At 67.2% G+C, this 16,087-nt stretch carries 17 protein-coding genes; 14 read left to right on the top strand and 3 right to left on the bottom strand.

Features of this window, described 5'->3' with window-relative positions; translation table 11 throughout:
• Positions 1-23: 23 nt before the first annotated feature.
• Entirely contained in the window at positions 24-1,274 is a 1,251-nt protein-coding gene (locus tag BN3385_RS10060) for a cytochrome P450 (protein WP_059016651.1), read from the bottom strand.
• Positions 1,275-1,394: 120 nt separating this feature from the next.
• Between BN3385_RS10060 and BN3385_RS10055 the strand changes: the two genes are divergently transcribed.
• The 3 genes from BN3385_RS10055 to BN3385_RS10045 are packed head-to-tail and all read left to right on the top strand — an operon-like array spanning position 1,395 to position 3,402.
• Positions 1,395-2,558, top strand: coding sequence for a steroid 3-ketoacyl-CoA thiolase (locus BN3385_RS10055; RefSeq protein WP_059016650.1), 1,164 nt, complete (start codon positions 1,395-1,397; stop codon positions 2,556-2,558).
• Positions 2,558-2,932, top strand: coding sequence for a DUF8021 domain-containing protein (locus BN3385_RS10050; protein WP_059016649.1), 375 nt, complete (start codon positions 2,558-2,560; stop codon positions 2,930-2,932). Before BN3385_RS10055 ends, BN3385_RS10050 begins: the two co-directional genes overlap by 1 nt.
• Before the next feature lie 14 nt (positions 2,933-2,946).
• Positions 2,947-3,402 carry a nitroreductase family deazaflavin-dependent oxidoreductase gene (locus tag BN3385_RS10045; RefSeq protein ID WP_059016648.1) on the top strand — a complete coding sequence of 152 codons (456 nt, stop codon included), beginning with the start codon at positions 2,947-2,949 and terminating at the stop codon, positions 3,400-3,402.
• Between the two features lie 77 nt (positions 3,403-3,479).
• Here BN3385_RS10045 and BN3385_RS10040 read toward each other — a convergent pair whose 3' ends face one another.
• Positions 3,480-4,385, bottom strand: a complete 906-nt coding sequence (locus tag BN3385_RS10040; RefSeq protein ID WP_059016647.1) for an SDR family oxidoreductase — start codon at positions 4,383-4,385, stop codon at positions 3,480-3,482.
• 12 nt (positions 4,386-4,397) lie between these two features.
• Complete coding sequence (locus BN3385_RS10035) at positions 4,398-5,210, bottom strand: SDR family oxidoreductase (protein WP_156432711.1); 813 nt, start codon at positions 5,208-5,210, stop codon at positions 4,398-4,400.
• Between the two features lie 33 nt (positions 5,211-5,243).
• Here BN3385_RS10035 and echA20 point away from each other — a divergent pair, with 33 nt between their 5' ends.
• The 11 genes from echA20 to BN3385_RS09980 all read left to right on the top strand — a co-directional run bounded on the left by echA20 (position 5,244) and on the right by BN3385_RS09980 (position 16,063).
• Positions 5,244-5,999, top strand: a complete 756-nt coding sequence (gene echA20 / locus BN3385_RS10030; protein WP_059016645.1) for a (7aS)-7a-methyl-1,5-dioxo-2,3,5,6,7,7a-hexahydro-1H-indene-carboxyl-CoA hydrolase — start codon at positions 5,244-5,246, stop codon at positions 5,997-5,999.
• Positions 5,996-6,877, top strand: coding sequence for a cholesterol ring-cleaving hydrolase subunit IpdA (gene ipdA, locus BN3385_RS10025; RefSeq protein ID WP_059016644.1), 882 nt, complete (start codon positions 5,996-5,998; stop codon positions 6,875-6,877). Before echA20 ends, ipdA begins: the two co-directional genes overlap by 4 nt.
• A complete protein-coding gene (ipdB, locus tag BN3385_RS10020; RefSeq protein ID WP_059016643.1) occupies positions 6,874-7,647 on the top strand; it encodes a cholesterol ring-cleaving hydrolase subunit IpdB in 774 nt (257 codons plus the stop codon). Before ipdA ends, ipdB begins: the two co-directional genes overlap by 4 nt.
• A complete protein-coding gene (gene ipdC, locus BN3385_RS10015; RefSeq protein ID WP_059016642.1) occupies positions 7,644-8,702 on the top strand; it encodes a (3aS,4S,5R,7aS)-5-hydroxy-7a-methyl-1-oxo-octahydro-1H-indene-4-carboxyl-CoA dehydrogenase in 1,059 nt (352 codons plus the stop codon). Before ipdB ends, ipdC begins: the two co-directional genes overlap by 4 nt.
• 54 nt (positions 8,703-8,756) lie before the next feature.
• The gene (locus BN3385_RS10010; RefSeq protein WP_059016641.1) at positions 8,757-9,167 is read left to right on the top strand and encodes a nitroreductase/quinone reductase family protein; all 411 of its coding nucleotides are present in this window, start codon (positions 8,757-8,759) and stop codon (positions 9,165-9,167) included.
• Positions 9,168-9,213: 46 nt separating this feature from the next.
• Positions 9,214-9,858: a SatD family protein gene (locus BN3385_RS10005; RefSeq protein ID WP_156432710.1), complete on the top strand. Its 645-nt coding sequence runs from the start codon at positions 9,214-9,216 to the stop codon at positions 9,856-9,858.
• Positions 9,858-10,598 carry a hypothetical protein gene (locus BN3385_RS10000; protein ID WP_059016639.1) on the top strand — a complete coding sequence of 247 codons (741 nt, stop codon included), beginning with the start codon at positions 9,858-9,860 and terminating at the stop codon, positions 10,596-10,598. The genes BN3385_RS10005 and BN3385_RS10000 overlap by 1 nt, the downstream gene beginning before the upstream one ends.
• A 63-nt stretch (positions 10,599-10,661) precedes the next feature.
• Positions 10,662-11,774, top strand: a complete 1,113-nt coding sequence (locus BN3385_RS09995; protein WP_059016638.1) for an NDMA-dependent alcohol dehydrogenase — start codon at positions 10,662-10,664, stop codon at positions 11,772-11,774.
• Between the two features lie 91 nt (positions 11,775-11,865).
• Positions 11,866-14,136 (top strand): propanediol/glycerol family dehydratase large subunit, encoded by a 2,271-nt coding sequence (locus tag BN3385_RS09990; protein WP_059021774.1) that lies wholly within the window; start codon positions 11,866-11,868, stop codon positions 14,134-14,136.
• Positions 14,133-14,492: a diol dehydratase small subunit gene (locus tag BN3385_RS09985; RefSeq protein ID WP_059016637.1), complete on the top strand. Its 360-nt coding sequence runs from the start codon at positions 14,133-14,135 to the stop codon at positions 14,490-14,492. Before BN3385_RS09990 ends, BN3385_RS09985 begins: the two co-directional genes overlap by 4 nt.
• Positions 14,489-16,063: a diol dehydratase reactivase ATPase-like domain-containing protein gene (locus BN3385_RS09980; RefSeq protein ID WP_059016636.1), complete on the top strand. Its 1,575-nt coding sequence runs from the start codon at positions 14,489-14,491 to the stop codon at positions 16,061-16,063. The genes BN3385_RS09985 and BN3385_RS09980 overlap by 4 nt, the downstream gene beginning before the upstream one ends.
• Positions 16,064-16,087 lie beyond the last annotated feature (24 nt).

The following is a 16,087-nucleotide window of genomic DNA, read 5'->3' as shown; positions in this document are numbered from 1 at the left end:
CCGAATCCTCCTCGTGTCGTTGTCTAGACGGTGGCCGGCGTCTTACCGGTGTAGTCGACCTGCCAGTGTTTGATGCCGTTAAGCCATCCTGAACGTAACCGCTCCGGCGTGCCGATAGAAGTGAGATCGGGCATGTGATCAGCGACGGCGTTGAAGATCAGGTTGATGGTCATCCGCGCCAGATTGGCCCCGATGCAGTAGTGCACCCCGGTGCCGCCGAAACCGACGTGCGGGTTCGGATCGCGCAGGATGTTGAAGGTGTGCGGATCGTCGAACACCTCTTCGTCGAAGTTGGCCGAGCGGTAGAACATCACGACCCGCTGACCCTTCTTGATGGTCACCCCGCTCAGTTCGAAGTCCTCGAGGGCGGTGCGCTGGAACGCGGTGACCGGGGTGGCCCACCGGACGATTTCATCGGCCGCGGTCGACGGACGCTCCTTCTTGTAGAGCTCCCACTGTTCGGGGTTGTTCGCGAAGGCGATCATGCCGTGGGTGATGGAGTTGCGGGTGGTCTCGTTGCCGGCCACCGCCAGCATCATCACGAAGAAGCCGAACTCGTCTTCGGACAGCTTCTCGCCGTCGATATCGGCATTGACCAGCGCGGTGACGATGTCGTCGCCGGGGTTCGCCGTCTTCACCCCCGCCATGTGCATGGCGTAGGCGAGCACCTCCATCGAGGACTGCTTGGGGTCGACGTCAGCGAACTCCGGATCCTCACCACCGGTCATCTCGTTGGACCAGCGGAACAGCTTCTCGCGATCCTCCTGCGGCACACCCAGAAGTCCGGCGATCGCCTGCAGCGGCAACTCACAGGACACCTGCTCGACGAAGTCACCGGATCCCTCTGCCGCAGCGGCTTTCGCGATGGCCTGAGCGCGATCGTTGAGCTCGTCCTGCAGGCGGTTGACCGCCCGCGGCGTGAAGCCCTTGGAGATGATCCGGCGCAGCCGGTCATGGTGCTCCCCGTCCATGTTCAGCATGACGAAGCGCTGCAGATCGATGTCCTCACGCGCCATGTCGTCGGGGAACTGCGGGATGGCGCCGTTCTCCCAACTCGAGAAGATGTCGTTGCGCCGGGACACCTCTTTGACGTCCTTGTGCTTGGTGACCACCCAGTAGCCGCCGTCGTTGAAGCCACCCTTTCCGATAGGCTGCTCGCACCACCAAATCGGCGCGACCTCACGCAGCTCAGCGAGCTCTTCGACCGGCAACTTCTTGACGTTGCGGTCCGGATCCAGAAAGTCGAATCCGTGCGGCAGGTTGGGGGTTGGCATGATCGCGCGCTCCTCGATATGACGTGTTCTAGTGCCAGTAAAACACGGCTCCACCGCAGACAAAAGGCGCAAAAGCATCCTCGCTTGTCAGAGTAATGAAACGTGTTCTAGCCTGACCTCATGGGTAATCCTGTCATCGTCGAAGCCACCCGCAGCCCGATCGGAAAGCGGGGCGGCTGGTTGTCCGGTCTGCACGCCACCGAGCTGTTGGGGGCGGTTCAGAAGGCGCTCGTGGAGAAGGCCGGGATCGACCCAGGAGAGGTCGAGCAGGTCATCGGCGGGTGCGTCACCCAGTACGGCGAGCAGTCCAACAACATCACCCGGGTGGCCTGGCTGACCGCCGGCCTGCCCGAGCAGATCGGTGCCACCACCGTCGACTGCCAGTGCGGCAGCGCCCAGCAGGCCAACCACCTGATCGCGGGTCTGATCGCCACCGGCGCGATCGACGTCGGCATCGCCTGCGGGATTGAGGCCATGAGCCGCGTCGGCCTGGGCGCCAACGCCGGTCCGGACCGCTCGGCGATCCGCGCCGCGTCGTGGGACATCGACATGCCGGACCAGTTCACCGCCGCCGAGCGCATCGCCAAGCGGCGCGGCATCACCCGTGAGGATATCGACCACCTCGGCCTGATCTCCCAGCAAAAAGCCAAGCGGGCCTGGGACGAGAACCGTTTCGACCGCGAGATCTCCCCGATCGAGGCACCGATCCTCGACGAGAACAAGCAGCCCACCGCCGAGCGGCACTTCGTCAGCCGCGACCAGGGTCTGCGCGAGACCACCCTGGAAGGCCTGGCCGCGCTCAAGCCGGTGATCGAGGGCGGCATCCACACCGCGGGGACGTCGTCGCAGATTTCCGACGGCGCCGCGGCGGTGCTGTGGATGGACGAGGACAAGGCGCGCGCACTGGGCCTGCGCCCGCGCGCCCGCATCGTCGCCCAGGCCCTCGTCGGTGCCGAGCCCTACTACCACCTCGACGGCCCGGTGCAGTCCACCGCACGGGTGCTGGAAAAGGCCGGCATGAAGATGGGCGACATCGACCTGACCGAGATCAATGAGGCGTTCGCCTCGGTGGTGCTCAGCTGGGCGCAGGTGCATGGCGCCGACCTGGACAAGGTCAATGTCAACGGCGGCGCGATCGCCCTTGGCCACCCGGTGGGCAGCACCGGCAGCCGGTTGATCACCACCGCCTTGCACGAACTCGAGCGCACCGATCAGAGCACCGCGCTGATCACGATGTGTGCCGGTGGTGCGCTGTCGACCGGAACGATCATCGAGCGGATCTAGTGCCCTCCTCCGAGGAAGAACGGGTCGCAGCGGCGCGCGCGTACATCGAGGCCCTCGCCAGTCACAAGGCTGATGACGTCCCGTTTGCGCCGGACTGCACACGCATCGAGGTCGGACTCAAGACCGGCTTCTCCGGAGATCACTTGCGCCGCAGCCTGAACCGTGGCCCGCAGTACCGCATCATCTCCGCGGTGACAGCACCGGAGTTCACCGTCAACGGTGATGAGATCCGGGCGCTCTTCGACGTGATCACCAAGCCGTCGCTGGCCGGCGCGAAGGTGTGCGCCCACATCGACGAGACGTTTCTGATCCCCGTCGCTGATGGCAAGATTCATCACATCAGGGCGCACATCCGCCCGTTCATCAAGCGTTAATCCGAGGAGCAGTCGTGCCCAAACCCCGGCCCAAGGGCCTCGATACGCCGACCACCAAGTTCATCATCAAGTGGATGTCCCGCGCCCAGACCGCGGTCTACAAGGTGAGCAAGGGCAAGCTCGGCGGCACATTCCTCGAAGGCGCCCCGGTGGCGCTGCTGACGACCATCGGACGCAAGAGCGGTGAGCCGCGGGTCGCGCCGTTGCTGTTCCTACGCGAGGGCAACCGGATCGTGCTGGTGGCCTCGCAGGGCGGCAGTGACAAGCACCCGCTGTGGTACCTGAACCTCAAGGCCAATCCCAAGGTCTCGGTCCAGATCAAGGACGAAGTGCTCAACCTGACGGCACGCGATGCCACCGAAGCCGAGCGCGCCGAGTACTGGCCGAAGATGACGGCGTTCTACACCGGCTTCGAGGACTACCAGTCGTGGACCGATCGGGTGATTCCGATCGTCATCTGCGACCCCTAGCCTTCCGCCGCGAAAGGCCAGTTATGCCACGCATTTCGCGCTGCAGCGTGACGTAACTGGCCGTTCGGCGAAGTGGCTTAGGCGCCGAATACCGGCAGCGGCTCGCGTGACTTGGCCAGCAGGTCGGTGACCACCGGACCCAGCTCGGCGGGATCCCAGCGATCACCCTTGTCGATGTCCGCGCCGCGCGCCCAGCCCTCGGCGACCCGGATGATGCCGCCCTCGACCTCGAAAACCCGGCCGGTGACGTCACGCGACTCGACACTGCCGAGCCAGACCACCAGCGGTGAGATGTTCTCCGGCGCCATGGCGTCGAACGCCTGGTCCTGGGTGGACATCATGTCGGCGAACACGGTCTCGGTCATCCGAGTCCGTGCCGACGGAGCGATCGCGTTGACGGTTACGCCGATCCGGCTCATCTCGGCGGCGGCCACCAGGGTCAGCGCAGCGATCCCCGCTTTGGCGGCGCTGTAGTTGGCCTGCCCGACACTGCCCTGCAGCCCGGCACCCGAGCTGGTATTGATGATGCGGGCGTCGACCGCCTCACCGGCCTTGGACTTGGCGCGCCAGTACGCACCGGCGTGCTTCATGGTGGCGAAATGGCCCTTGAGGTGCACGGCGATGACGGCGTCGAACTCCTCTTCGGAGGTGTTGACGAACATCCGGTCGCGCACGATGCCGGCGTTGTTCACCAGGACGTCGAGGCCACCGAAGGTGTCGACGGCGGTCTGGATCAGCGCCTCGGCCTGCGCCCAGTCGGCCACGTTGGAGCCGTTGGCGACGGCTTCGCCACCGGCAGCGACGATTTCGTCGACGACGCCCTGCGCGGCGCTACCGCCACCGGCCGGCGACCCGTCGAGCCCGACGCCGATGTCGTTGACCACCACGCGCGCCCCTTCGGCGGCGAACGCCAGTGCGTGCGCGCGCCCGATACCGCCACCGGCACCCGTGACGATGACCACCCGGCCGTCGAGCAAACCCATTCCCATATCTCCTTACTTGTTTGCGCTGGAGGCGGACAGATATGCCGGCGGCTCGCCGCCGCCGTGCACCGCCATCTTGGCCCCACTGATGTATGAGGCTGCGTCAGAAGCTAAAAATGCTGCGGCCCAACCGATATCGACCGGTTTTGCCAGCCGTCCCAGCGGCACGGTGGCGGCGACGGCGGCCTGCGACTCGGCATCACCGTAGAACAGCTCGGCCTGCTCGGTCTCGACCATGCCCACCACGAGGGTGTTCACCCGCACCTTCGGCGCCCACTCCACCGCCAGGGTGGTGGTGAGGCTTTCCACCCCGGCCTTGGCGGCGCTGTAGGCCGCGGTGCCGGGCGACGGACGCCCGGCGCTCACCGAGGAGATCGACACGATCGAGCCACCCTGCGGCTGCGCCTGCATCACCACGTTGGCGGCCTGCGAGACATGCAGCATGCCAAGCAGATTCAGTTCGACGATCTTCTGGTGGAACTTCGGGGACGCGTCGGCGGCCAGCGCGTAGGGCGAGCCGCCCGCGTTGTTCACCACCACGTCGAGTCGGCCGTGCGTGGCCACGACGGCCTCGATCAGGCCTGCGACGGCTTCGGGGTCCCGGACGTCGCAGCTGTGGAAGTCGTAGGGCAGGCCCTCGACGGGGCGCCGCGCGCAGGTGACGACGGTGGCGCCCTGGTCGGCGAACACCGAGCTGATCCCGGCGCCGACGCCGCGCACACCGCCCGTCACGAGGACCACACGGCCCTGCAGGCCCAGGTTGATGCCGGTATCAGCCGCCTCAGTCACTGTGCTAGCGTACCAAGCAAGTGCTTGCTTAGGTATTCGCCCCCATCAGGAAGCGACCGAGGAACTCCGATGACCATTACGTCTCGCACCGTCGAACCCGGCATCGTCGCCGTCACGGTGGACCATCCGCCCGTCAATGCACTGCCCTCACGGGGCTGGTTCGAACTGGCCGACACCATCACCGCAGCGGGCCGGGACATGTCCACTCACGTGGTGATCCTGCGTGCCGAGGGCCGGGGCTTCAACGCCGGTGTGGACATCAAGGAGATGCAGAACACCGAGGGCTTCACCGCGCTGATCGACGCCAACCGGGGCTGCTTTGCGGCCTTCAAGGCGGTCTACGAGTGCGAGGTGCCCGTCATCGCCGCGGTCAACGGGTTCTGCGTCGGCGGCGGTATCGGCCTGGTCGGCAATGCCGACGTGATCGTGGCCTCCGATGATGCGAAGTTCGGACTCCCCGAGGTCGAGCGCGGCGCGTTGGGGGCAGCCACTCATCTGTCCCGGCTGGTCCCCCAGCACATGATGCGGCGGCTGTTCTACACCGCGGCGACCGTCGATGCGCACACGCTGCACCAGTTCGGGTCGGTGCACGAGGTGGTGCCGCGGGCCGACCTCGACGAGTCCGCACTGCGCGTCGCCCGCGACATCGCCAGCAAGGACACCCGGGTGATCCGGGCGGCCAAGGAGGCGCTGAACTTCATCGACGTCCAGCGGGTCAACTCCAGTTACCGCATGGAGCAGGGCTTCACGTTCGAGCTGAATCTGTCCGGCGTCGCCGACGAGCACCGCGACGCTTTCGCGGGGACCAACAAGGGCGTGAAATGAGAGATAAGCGAACGACACTCGACGAGGCTGTCGCCGGCATCGAGAGCGGCATGACCATCGGCATCGCCGGCTGGGGATCACGCCGCAAGCCGATGGCCTTCGTGCGCGCCCTGCTGCGCACCGACGTCACCGACCTGACCGTGGTCACCTACGGCGGGCCCGACCTGGGGCTGCTGTGCTCGGCGGGCAAGGTCAGCAAGGTCTACTACGGCTTCGTGTCACTGGATTCGCCGCCGTTCTACGACCCGTGGTTCTCCAAGGCCCGGACCTCGGGGACGATCGTGGCCCGCGAGATGGACGAGGGCATGCTGCGGTGCGGTCTGCAGGCCGCCGCACAACGGTTGCCATTCCTGCCCATCCGCGCCGGGCTGGGCAGCTCGGTCATCGACTTCTGGGACGGCGAGCTCAAAACCGTCCGCTCCCCGTACGAAACCGACGGTGGCCATGAAGATCTCGTCGCCATGCCCGCGCTGCGCCTGGACGCCGCGTTCGCACACCTGAACCTGGGCGACAAACACGGCAACGCCGCCTACACCGGGATCGACCCGTACTTCGACGACCTGTTCCTGATGGCCGCCGACCGCCGCTATCTGTCGGTGGAGAAAGTGGTATCCACGGAGGAGCTCATCAAATCCGTTCCGCCGCAAGCACTACTGGTGAACCGGATGATGGTCGACCAGGTGGTCGAGGCTCCCAACGGCGCGCATTTCACCACCGCCGAACCTGACTACAAACGCGACGAGAAGTTCCAGCGCCACTACGCAGCGGCGGCCGCCGAGGATGCGACGTGGCAGGAGTTCGTCGCCACCTTCCTATCCGGCAGTGAAGCCGACTACCAGGCCGCAGTGCGCCGCTTCGCAGAGCAGGAGGCCAAATGATCCAGGTCAGCCGCGCCGAGGTGTGCGTCATCGCCTGCGCAGAACTGTTCCGCGATGCCGGCGAGATCATGGTCAGCCCGATGACGAACATCGTCTCGATCGGCGCCCGTCTGGCGCGACTGACCTTCGCGCCCGACATCCTGCTCACCGACGGTGAAGCCCGACTTCTGGCCGACACCCCGGCACTCGGCGCACAGGGCGCCATCGAGGGCTGGATGCCGTTCGGCCGGGTCTTCGAGACCCTGGCCTGGGGTCGGCGCCATGTGGTCATGGGCGCCAACCAGATTGACCGCTACGGCAACCAGAACCTGTCGGCCTTCGGCCCGCTGCAACACCCGACCCGGCAGATGTTCGGTGTCCGCGGCGCACCGGGTAACACCATCAACCACGCCACCAGCTACTGGGTGGGCAACCACTCCAAGCGGGTGTTCTGCGAAGCCGTCGACATCGTGTCCGGAATCGGCTGGGACAAGGTCGATCCGGACAACCCGGCCTACCGCTTCGTCAACGTCTACCGGGTCGTCACCAACCTCGGCGTGTTCGACTTCGGCGGCCCCGACCGCACGATGCGGGCGTTGTCACTACATCCCGGTGTGGAGCCCGACGAGGTCCGGGAGAACACCTCCTTCGAGGTCCACGGCCTCGACGAGGCCGACCGGACCCGGCTGCCCAGTGGCGAGGAGCAGCAGCTGATCCGGGAGCGAATCGACCCGAAAGGGCTGCGCGACAAGGAAGTCGCGTCGCCCCGCGACAATCGAGGCCGAGCATGAGGCTACGCACGCCGCTGACCGAACTGGTCGGCATCGAGCACCCCGTCGTCCAGACCGGGATGGGCTGGGTGGCCGGCGCCCGGCTGGTCTCGGCCACCTCCAACGCCGGTGGGCTGGGAATCCTGGCCTCGGCGACCATGACCATCGATGAACTTGCGACCGCGATCTCGAAGGTGAAGGCCGCCACCGACAAACCGTTCGGGGTGAACATCCGCGCCGATGCCGCCGATGCCGGCGATCGCGTCGATCTGATGATCCGCGAGGGCGTGAAGGTGGCGTCGTTCGCCCTGGCCCCCAAGCAGGAGTTGATCGCCCGCCTCAAAGAGGCAGGGTCCGTGGTGGTCCCGTCGGTGGGCGCAGCCAAACATGCCCGCAAGGTGGCGAGCTGGGGCGCCGACGCGGTGATCGTGCAGGGCGGCGAAGGCGGCGGTCACACCGGACCGGTGGCGACCACCCTGCTGCTGCCGTCGGTGCTCGACGCGGTCGACATTCCCGTCGTCGCCGCAGGCGGCTTCTTCGACGGGCGCGGCCTGGCCGCCGCCCTGTCCTACGGTGCGGCGGGCGTGGCGATGGGAACCCGGTTCCTGCTGACCTCGGACTCCACCGTGCCCGACGAGATCAAGCAGCGGTACCTGCAGGCCGCCCTGGACGGCACGGTCGTGTCCACCCGGGTGGACGGGATGCCGCACCGGGTGCTGCGCACCGGTCTGGTCGAGAAGCTGGAAAGCGGCTCCCGGATAAGGGGATTCACCGCGGCGGTCGGCAATGCCGCCAAGTTCAAGAAGATGTCGCAGATGAGCTGGGCCTCGATGATCCGCGATGGTCTGGCCATGCGGCACGGCAAGGACCTCACCTGGTCGCAGGTGCTGATGGCGGCCAACACCCCGATGCTGCTGAAGGCCGGCCTGGTGGAAGGCAACACCCAAGCCGGTGTGCTGGCCTCAGGTCAGGTGGCCGGCATCATCGAGGACCTGCCGTCATGCGCGGAACTGGTCGAGACCATCGTCAGTGATGCCGTCAAGCATCTACAGGCGGCTGCCGCACTCGTCGAATGACGCGTACCGTGGGGTCGTAGGCGTTGATTCCGGGGGGAAGCGATGGCTAGGTAAGTGAGACTGGCACCCGACAGCTGGCCGCGACAGTTCCGCGACCTGATCCGACTGTCCAACAAGTATCTGCTCAACCCGGCCATGCTGCGGTTGGCCGGTACCAAGTACTGGTACGCCTCGGTGATCCGGCACACCGGACGGCAGTCCGGGAAGCACTACTCGACCCCGGTGGTCGCTGACCGGGTCGGCGATCGGTTCATCGTTCCGCTGCCCTACGGCACCCAGGTCGACTGGCTGCGCAATGTCCTGACCGCAGGGCGGGCGCGGATCTCGAGCCGGGGCGAGACCTACGAGGTGGTGGCCCCCGAGATCATCGACGCCACCGAAGCACTGCCCCTGCTGCGGCGCGACCGGCGCCGCACATTCGAGCGGACGGGCATCGAGCACTTCCTGCGCGTCCGCATCTCGTGATGAATCTGTGAGCTTCATTCCCTCTTGATGAAGCTATAGTCTTCACATGAAGGGAATGAAGCTTCCAGCTTCACCAGTAGCGACTCTCATCGGTGACGTGGTTGGTTCCCGGCAGATGGCGGACCGCGCGGGTCTGCATCAGCGGGTGACCGCAGCGCTTGCCGCGGTCGGGTCGAGCGCGATCGATCCGCCCGCCTTCACGGTGGGCGACGAGTTCCAGGGCAGCTACCCCACTGTCGGTGCCGCCATCGACGCCGCCCTGTCGGTGCGGCTGGAGGTCGCACCGGAGGTCGACGTGCGCTTCGGGATCGGCTGGGGTGAGGTCACCATCCTCGACCCGGCCACCGGTATCCAGGACGGACCGGGCTGGTGGTCGGCGCGCGAGGCCATCGAGTGGACGGCCGGGGCTCAGCAGCAGCCGGGCTTGGCGCATCTGCGCACCACGTATCGCCGGGCCGCGGCCGACGGTCCGGACCCGAACGCCGTCAACGCCGCCCTGATGTGTCGGGACCACCTGATTGGATCGTTGGATGCCCGATCCCTGCGCCTGTTGCGGGGGCTCCTCGAGCACGTGACGAAGAAGGACTTGGCGGCCATGGAAGGTATCAGCGCCTCGGCGGTGTCCCAGCGGACCGCCCGCGATGGGTTGGACCTGCTGGTACTGGCCAGCGGGCAATTGCGGGGTCTGTGATGAGCGGGGTTGCGGTCTTCCTGATCGCGGTGGGCTGCGCCGACATTCTGCGACGGCTCGTGCCGCGGGCCTGGCCGGCGGTGCTGGCCGGCCCGGTGGTCGCCATCGCCACCGCCGCGCTGTGCGGGCTGTGGCATCTCGGCGACCTGGTGCTGGTGGGCATCGCCGCGGTCGCGGCTGCACTTTGGGAGGTCACCTGTGCGCGCGCCGAGCGCCTGGGGGGCCGGCGGCAGATCTGGCCGCTGGTGCTGTTCGGCACCGTCCTGGCCGTGCTGGTCCTGTTGTCCGGACTGGGCTCTGACGTCGGGGGCCCGGTCGCCGCCTGGGCCCGATGGGTGGCGCTGCCGGGCTTGGCAACGGTCGACCCCGGCCGCATCGTGATGGTGATCGCGGTGGTGCTCCTGCAACTGGTCACCGGCAATCAGCTGGTGCGCCTTCTGCTCGGGTCGGTGGGGTCGGTGAAGCCCGCCGGGCAACCGCAGGCCTCCGACAGGCTCAAGGGCGGCCGGCTACTGGGGCCGATGGAACGGCTTCTCATTCTCGGCCTGAGCCTGGCCGGCCAGCTCGCGGCTGCGACGGCCGTGGTGGCCGCCAAGAGCATCATCCGGTTCCCGGAGATCAATGCGCAGAAGGCGCGGGAGAACGGGGGGATCGGTATCGACGATGTCACCGAGTACTTCTTGGTCGGCAGTTTCGCGAGTTGGATCGTCGCGCTCGGCGGGCTCGCGCTGGCCCAGTAGCGGCCTGTCTCAGACACCGGGATCAGGGTGTTTGGCCAGGTGCCGCACCCTAGGCTGGCGGCGATGAAGATGAATGCCGCGGTCTTGTGGGCCGCCAACAGTGACTGGAGCGTCGAGGAAGTCGAGCTCGACCCGCCCGGCGACCGCGAGGTCCTGGTCTCGTTCGAGGCGACCGGCATGTGCCACTCCGACCATCACTTCCGCACCGGCGACACCCCGGTCGCGCTGCCGATCATCGGCGGCCACGAAGGCGCGGGCGTGGTGGTCGAGGTCGGTCCCGGCGTGCGCGACCTCAAGGTCGGCGATCACGTCGTCACCTCCTTCCTGCCGGTGTGCGGGCAGTGCCGCTGGTGCTCGACCGGGCACCAAAACCTCTGCGACATGGGCGCTTTGATCATGATGGGCACCCAGGTGGACGGGACCTACCGGCGGCACGCCCGCGGCCAGGACATCGGTGTCACCTCGCTGCTCGGCTGTTTCGCCCAGTACGGGACCGTGCACGAGACCTCGCTGGTGAAGATCGACGATGACATCCCGCTCAACCGCGCGTGCCTGCTCGGCTGCGGCGTGACGACGGGCTGGGGCTCAGCGGTGAACACCGCGAAGGTCAGCCCGGGCGACACCGTCGTCGTGATCGGGTTCGGCGGTATCGGCAGCGGCGCCGTCCAGGGCGCCCGGCTGGCGGGTGCGGAGAAGATCGTCGTCATCGACATCGCAGAGCACAAGCGGGACAAGGCATTCCAGTTCGGGGCCACCCACTTCGCCACCTCGGTGGCCGAGGGCCTGGAGCTGGTGGGTCAGATCACCCACGGCGTCATGGCGGACTCCGCGCTGATCACCGTCGGCCTGGCCGAGGGCCCGATGATCAACGACGCGTTGATGATGGTGCGCAAGGGCGGGGCGGCGGTACTGACCGCGATCGCCAACGCCTTCGACATGACCCCGACCCTGCCGATGGCCATGTTCACGTTCTTCCAGAAGCGGCTGCTGGGCAGCCTCTACGGCGAGGCGAACATGCGCGCCGACATCCCCCGGCTGCTGAGCCTCTACCGCGAGGGCAAGCTGCTGCTGGACGAGACGGTGACCACCGAGTACAAGCTCGCCGACATCAACGTCGGCTATGACGACATGCTGGCCGGCCGAAACATCCGCGGGGTCATCGTCCACGACCACTGACGAGCCGCCCGGCCAGGTGCGGCCGGACACGTTGTCGGAAATCTTCGTAGCGTTCTTGCCTGCCGGGGCAGATACCCCAATGCTGTGTGCCATGCACGCGAATGGCGACGAAGCCGCCCGGGACCACCCGCTGGGCCGTATCCGACTGTTGGACCAGCAGAGAGTCAACCTTGACGGGTTCGCCGAACCCGATCCGGAACTCGGCATGATCTCGCACCTGTCGCCGTATGACCCTGAACCGTCCTGGCGCCTGGCCGACGACGGCACAGTGCTCGAGATGGATTCCAAGCCTGCCGCCGACTTCGACACCATCGACGAGTTCGTCGTGCGCTATGCGATCGACCATGCCGAGGCCCCGAAGTCGATGGCGATGAGCGAGGTCGAACTGGCTCGGCTCATCGTGGATTCCAACGTGCCCCGTGACGAGGTCCTCCGGGTTTGCTCCGGCCTGACCCCGGCGAAGATGGCCAGGGTCGTCGCCATGCTGCAACCGGTGGAGATCCAGATGGCGATGATGAAGATGCGGGCGCGCCGCACCCCGGCCAATCAAGCCCACGTCACCAATCGGCTCGACGACCCTCTCCTGATCGCCGCGGACGCGGCGACCGCGGTGGCGTACGGCTTCCGCGAACTCGAGACGACGGTGCCGGTGCTTGACGACGCTCCCGCCGTCGCGATGGCACTGTTGATCGGCTCCCAGGTGCCCGCGGCCGGCGCGCTGACCCAATGTTCGGTGGAGGAAGCCCGCGAGTTGGAGCTCGGAGTCCGAGGACTGGTGTCCTACGCCGAAACCGTATCGGTCTACGGCACCGAACAGGTCTTCACCGATGGTGATGACACCCCGTGGTCCAAGGCGTTCCTGACCTCCGCCTACGCCTCGCGCGGAATCAAGATGCGGCTGTCCAGCGGGGCCGGCTCCGAGGTGCTCATGGGCCAGGCCGAACGAAAGTCGATGAACTATCTGGAGTCCCGCTGCGTCGCCCTGGCCAAGGGCATCGGAGCACAGGGTGTACAGAACGGCGGAGTCGACGGGGCCGCGATCACCGCCGCGGTGCCCGGTGGCGTCAAGGAACTCCACGCCGAGAACCTGATGGTGATGCTGCGCGGGCTCGAATCATGCAGTGGAAACGACTCACTGATGAGCGAGTCGACGATGCGCCGGACCAGTCGTACATTGCCGACGCTGCTGTCGGGGTCGGACTTCATCTTCTCCGGGTTCGGCTCGATCGTGTCCTACGACAACATGTTTGGCCCCTCCAACTTCAACGCTGCCGACCTCGACGACTACCTGGTGCTACAGCGTGACTGGGGTGTCGACGGCGGATTGCGGTCGGTGGATCCGGCCACCTTCGAAGCGATGCGCCGACAAGCCGCCGAAGCGACCCGGGCGGTGTTCGAATATCTGGGGTTGGCGGACTTCGACGACGAGCACGTCGAGACCGTCGTGCACGCCGAGGGTTCCAAGGACCTGCCCGTCACCGACGGCGTGACCGTCCTGAACGCCGCACGGATGATCGAGCAGTCCGGACTGACGGTGCTCGACGTCGTCGCCGCACTCGCCGAGACCGGGTTCAGCGATGTCGCCGAACGCGTCCTGGGTATGGCCAAAGCCCGCGTCACCGGCGACTACCTGCAGACGGCGGCCATCTTCGACGAGCAGATGAACGTGCTCTCGGGGCTCAGCGACCCCAATGACTACCGCGGGCCGGGCACCGGATACCGGCCATCACCGGAGCGGCAAGCCCAGCTCGACACCGTCCGGCAGGCCCGCTCGGTTACTGACCTGGTCAAGGAGCAGGCCGCCTTCTTCGAGCCCGGCCGGGTGGTGGAGTTGGGCCCCGCCCTGCCCGGGACCGACCCCCGCGAGGTCGTGGTCGGCGTCTCTCCCGCGTTCGCCACCAAGCTGTTCCGCACGCTGTCGGGCATGACGATCTACGACGTGCTCGAGCAGATCCTCGCCGGCTTGGAAGAAGAACAGTGTGTGCCGCGGCTGGTGCGCATCACCAACACCGTGGATCTGGGATCGATCGGCAAGACCGCGGCCGGACTGTCCGGCTCCGGGATCAGCGTCGGCCTGCAGGCCAAGGGCACCACGCTGATCCACCGCCGGGACCTGACCCCGCTGGCCAATCTCGAATTACTCAGTGTCGCACCGCTGATCGCCCCCGACATGTACCGACTGATCGGGATCAACGCGGGAAGGCATGCGAAGGGCGCGACCCCGGCCCCGATGCGCAACGCCTACACCGACGAGGCCATCACCGCCCGCTACCACACGAAGGTGGTGTCGATGGTCGCGATCGAGCGAGCCGAGATCGCCGCCCACACCGGATCCCACGTGGAATTGGAGTTCGTTCGATGACCACCTCCGCCCATTCCGGTCGCGCGATCGACGAGATTACCGTCGAGGCCGCGCGTGCCGGTCAGCTCAGCCTCGACGACATCCGGATCAGCCGGGAGACACTGTTGGACCAGGCCGACGCCGCTCAACGGTCCGGTTCGGCGCAACTGGCGATGAATCTCCGCCGCGCGGCCGAGATGACCGCGCTGCCGGCCGCGGAGATGCTGGCCGCCTACGAAGCATTGCGCCCCAACCGCTCCACGTTTGACGAACTGCAGGAGCTGGCACAGCGACTCGACGCCCACCAAGCACACGCGTGCGCACAGCTGGTCCGCGAGGCGGCGACGGCCTACCAGCGGCGCGGCCTGTTGCGATGACGGTGTGGGCCGGTGTCGACATCGGCAACGCCACGACCGAGGTGGTCCTGTGCCGCGGAGGCGGTGAGCTCGAGGTGGTGGGCAGCGGGCGGGTTCCGACCCGGGGTGGAAAGGGATCGCTGCGCGCCATCGACGTTGCCGCCCAGCTGGTTCGCCAGCTGAGCCACACGCACGGACTCGTGGTCGATCGGGCCGCGTTCGCTCCGACACCACCGGTGACGTCCGGCACCGAACAGGTCAAGCTCCACACTCGGCGCACCGGCCGGCTGCTCATCATCACCCGGTCAGCGCCGACGACCGCGGGCGACGCGGTAGGCGTCGGCATCCCCGTACCGGTCGAACGCCTCAGCGAGGTCAACCGCGACCAACCGGTCATCGCCTGTGCGACGGCCGACCAGGGATACCGCGATGTCGCGGGATTCGTCAATGCCGCCATCGATTCCGGCGCAGCCGTGGTCGGTGTGGTGACGACCAACGACGAGGCAGTCCTGGTATCCAACCGGTTGACTACGCCGTTGCCCGTCATCGACGGCGTCGACGCCAGCGCGTTGTTGTCTGCTGCACTGGTCGCCATCGAAGTCCGGCAGGGCTTCACTTCACTGCAACGGCTCACCGATCCGTACTGGCTCGTCGATGCGTTCAGCCTGCGCGATGACGAGCGCCCCGACGCCACTCTGGTCGCCGATCAACTCTTCGACAGCGCGTGCGCTGTGGTGTGCCTGCACGACGGCGCCCCTGCCGAGGACCAACCCGCCGACCCGGTCGGCATCGCCGCCGAGACCCCGGACTCGCACGCTGTACACCTGGCGGACATTGCCGTGCAGGCACATTCACGTCGCGGTTCGGTGGCTACCGACATCGTGGTGAGGGCGACCATGGGCGATGCGAGCCGCCGTCCGCCAGCCGGCGCCGACGCGCTGAGCGAGGCGTTGAGGGTACCGGTGACGAGGGTGGACTCTGAGGCGGTTGCGGCCAGGGTGGGGGCGCTGACAACCCCCGGTGTCACCGAGGACGTGGCGGTCGTCGACGTCGGCGGCGGCACCGTCGACGTGGTGTCGGCGACGGAGCGCATCGTCCTGCCCGGCGCCGGCCAACTACTCACGACCGCCACGTCGGCGGCCCTCGGAATCTCCCGCAGCACCGCCGAATACGCCAAACGTGCGGAGGCACTGAGCGCGGTCACCCCCCAACTCGTCGAGGACGAGCACGGGCGCCGGCACTTCCTCGACACCCCGATCGATGGCCGTTGCACCGGTTGGCTTCTGGCGTCGGCCCCGAATGGGCTGCTGCCCTTTACCTCGGAGCTATCCGGCTCCGAGTGGCGCAATTGGCGCCTGGCCGCGAAACGACTCGTCATCGGCGCGAACGTCGTGCGGGGACTGGACCAGGTGGCACCGCAGGCCCGTGGGCTGGTTCTGGTCGGCGGCGGGGCAGGTGACGACGAGTTGGTGCGCGCGGTCAGTGAACAGCTCGGTCTTCGGGTGACCGTTGGGCGCGGCAATGTCTGCCGCACCCTGGGGCACCGGTACGCGGTGGCCTACGGGCTCGTCGCCATCGCCGCCCGCGGGTGAGACGAGTGTGGGCCCCATGCACAG

This window comes from Mycobacterium sp. M26, from assembly GCF_001494595.1.
Taxonomy (GTDB): Bacteria; Actinomycetota; Actinomycetes; order Mycobacteriales; family Mycobacteriaceae; genus Mycobacterium.
The sequence above is the reverse complement of the archived record's forward strand: the minus strand, read 5'-3'. Positions and strand labels throughout refer to the sequence as shown.

Bases quoted from the DNA above. Each gene is read 5' to 3' on its own strand.
- ipdB (WP_059016643.1), top strand. From the start codon at position 6,874: ATGATCCAGGTCAGCCGCGCCGAGGTGTGCGTCATCGCCTGCGCAGAA.
- BN3385_RS10005 (WP_156432710.1), top strand. From the start codon at position 9,214: ATGAAGGGAATGAAGCTTCCAGCTTCACCAGTAGCGACTCTCATCGGT.
- BN3385_RS09990 (WP_059021774.1), top strand. From the start codon at position 11,866: ATGCACGCGAATGGCGACGAAGCCGCCCGGGACCACCCGCTGGGCCGT.
- echA20 (WP_059016645.1), top strand. From the start codon at position 5,244: ATGACCATTACGTCTCGCACCGTCGAACCCGGCATCGTCGCCGTCACG.
- BN3385_RS10060 (WP_059016651.1), bottom strand. From the start codon at position 1,274: ATGCCAACCCCCAACCTGCCGCACGGATTCGACTTTCTGGATCCGGAC.
- ipdC (WP_059016642.1), top strand. From the start codon at position 7,644: ATGAGGCTACGCACGCCGCTGACCGAACTGGTCGGCATCGAGCACCCC.
- BN3385_RS09980 (WP_059016636.1), top strand. From the start codon at position 14,489: ATGACGGTGTGGGCCGGTGTCGACATCGGCAACGCCACGACCGAGGTG.
- ipdA (WP_059016644.1), top strand. From the start codon at position 5,996: ATGAGAGATAAGCGAACGACACTCGACGAGGCTGTCGCCGGCATCGAG.
- BN3385_RS10000 (WP_059016639.1), top strand. From the start codon at position 9,858: ATGAGCGGGGTTGCGGTCTTCCTGATCGCGGTGGGCTGCGCCGACATT.
- BN3385_RS10055 (WP_059016650.1), top strand. From the start codon at position 1,395: ATGGGTAATCCTGTCATCGTCGAAGCCACCCGCAGCCCGATCGGAAAG.
- BN3385_RS10040 (WP_059016647.1), bottom strand. From the start codon at position 4,385: ATGGGTTTGCTCGACGGCCGGGTGGTCATCGTCACGGGTGCCGGTGGC.
- BN3385_RS09995 (WP_059016638.1), top strand. From the start codon at position 10,662: ATGAAGATGAATGCCGCGGTCTTGTGGGCCGCCAACAGTGACTGGAGC.
- BN3385_RS09985 (WP_059016637.1), top strand. From the start codon at position 14,133: ATGACCACCTCCGCCCATTCCGGTCGCGCGATCGACGAGATTACCGTC.